This is a genomic window from Oleiphilus sp. HI0123 (assembly GCF_001635315.1).
The window spans coordinates 1-2,182 of the sequence record NZ_LWGE01001691.1 but is presented as its reverse complement, the minus strand read 5'-3'; the positions used below and the strand labels follow the sequence as shown (position 1 = coordinate 2,182).

Here is a 2,182-nt window from a genome sequence, read left to right as displayed (position 1 = left end):
ATGGTTTTCTTAACTAAACCCGGCATGGTTATCCCCTTGGATATCTTAATATATTTATTTTTATAGCCCAAAGAACACAATGTTTTACAGCTACCTTAGACTAAATAAGGGTGCAATTGAGCACTCACATTCTAAACTAGCCATTTCAACATTCCCCCCTCCCCAAGCAGGGGGAATAAACAAAGCACTTGAGAATTGAATATTTTATTCTGCAATTACAAATACTTAGAAATATAACGCTATATTCTACCAATCGACTCGATTCGTTAATACGTGAACCAATTCAAATTTTAATAGCGGGCCAGCCTCATTATGAATAGCCACTTTTTACCAACTTTTATGACAAATAGTGTCGAAGAGTTTTACACGTTCTGAAACCTACCTTTATAGCCTTGCGGACAAGTTACTGTAATAACTAAAGTTACAGAATCTGGTCTATTTCCTGCGTATTTTTTGATCAATAACTCACAATAAAACCAACACAATAGGAAGGAAACAGACAATGAAAAACATTATTTGGCATTTGTGTACAGCTGTCGTTCTATCCTTGTCTTCTTCAATTGCTTCGGCTGCAGTATTGGATATTGACTTTAATGGCTCTCAGTTCTTGCTAGGTACTTTCGACAGTGCAGAAACAGGCACTGATTTCTACAACTATGGTAGCCCTTGGGCAGCATCAGCGAACCCGGTTTACCCTGGAACCACAACCCCCATCCCCTTAGAAGCTGACGCCTTGCAGATATTTTCTCATGTGAATACGCTTACCAATGAATTGAGCTTTGGGGTAATTCTTGAAAGACCAAATGGAAGTGGAGGCGGCTCTTTTAATGCCAGCATTGACTTTTCTACACCCGCAGCACTGGCATTCTTAGATGACCCAAATGAAGGAGGTAATAGTGCACTGGGTACAACTAGCTCTATCAATATTGATTTGGATTGGGTGAATTGCTGTACCGATGGCTTTGTCATCATCGGCTTCGACCCTGAAGACTTATTTATCGACCTGTACAATGTGACCGGTAGCGACTTGGACAGAGCAATATTTCTAAGTCCTGATGGCCAGAATACGCAGTTTGCTTTTCCCGATGACGTATTCTCAATCAGCATAGGTTCCTGTGACCCACAAACCGACCCCAATCAATGCGTGATTAGCGTATCTGAGCCCTCAACGTTTGCCCTACTAGCGTTTGGTTTATTTGGCATAGGTTTAATGAGGCGGCGCAGTATTGCTTAACGACTTCTTTTTCCATACAACCTATAAGGTATTCGCCTTATAGGTTCTCTTACTCTCTCTTTATGATTTAATTAACTGCTCTTCTTTCGCGGCCAAAATCATAAAAATAGATCTACCATCATTTCTTTTATAGAATCCCCTGAACAATCACTGAGCCGGACCAAAATTTCTGCAATGACTACTGTACAGAACCTCCTAAAGCAAGAACTAGGTGAAAACCTTAGACAATCGCCTGAACAGGTTTGCCGAGTATTCCATGGCAGAGGTCGGTTTTTTCCCTCATTTGAGAACCTCAATATTGAGTGGTATCCACCCGTTTTATTTGTCCAATGCTATGAAGGTGAGCTAAGCAACAATGAGCTTTCCGTCATTAAGGAGATCTTTGAAGAGCATGAGTTTATTCAAAGCGTATTGCTCCAATCCCGGCCTTGGCCCGATGTGGAAAATGAGGTTTTGTTTACACGAACTAGCAATAAGCCTGAACTGCCTTTGGAGTTTAATGCAGCACTTGATAAGGATCTTTTGTGTAAGGTTAGTTTAGGCGAAAACCGCAACACAGGCGTGTTTCCAGACATGCGAAGTGGCTGGCATTGGCTTGCTGAACACGCCGAAAACAAACGTGTTCTAAACCTTTTTTCTTATACCTCGGTATTTTCTTTGTTTGCTTTGAAAGGTGGCGCAAAGAAAGTAGTTAATATTGATATGTGCGGTAGCGCCACCAAAACCGCACAATTAAATCATCAGATAAATAATCTACTGGATGAAAGAGTATCGATTTGGAAAAAGAACATTCTTAAGTCAAACAGCCAAATTGCCAAGCAGTCAAAGTTCGACATAATCATTCTCGACCCGCCGCCTTTTCATAAAGGCTCCTTTCGAGGCTGGCCTGACTATCAGAAACTACTACGTCGCTGCACCAAATACTTAAAGGATGGCGGAGTTATCTTA

General features: G+C 41.2%; 2 protein-coding genes. Both read left to right on the top strand.

What is annotated here, in order from left to right:
* Positions 1-502: 502 nt before the first annotated feature.
* Complete coding sequence (locus A3761_RS22925) at positions 503-1,234, top strand: PEP-CTERM sorting domain-containing protein (RefSeq protein WP_068633021.1); 732 nt, start codon at positions 503-505, stop codon at positions 1,232-1,234.
* A gap of 174 nt (positions 1,235-1,408) precedes the next feature.
* Positions 1,409-2,182, top strand: a 774-nt coding sequence (locus tag A3761_RS22920; RefSeq protein ID WP_068750958.1) for a class I SAM-dependent methyltransferase, incomplete at its 3' end; no start/stop codon positions are given.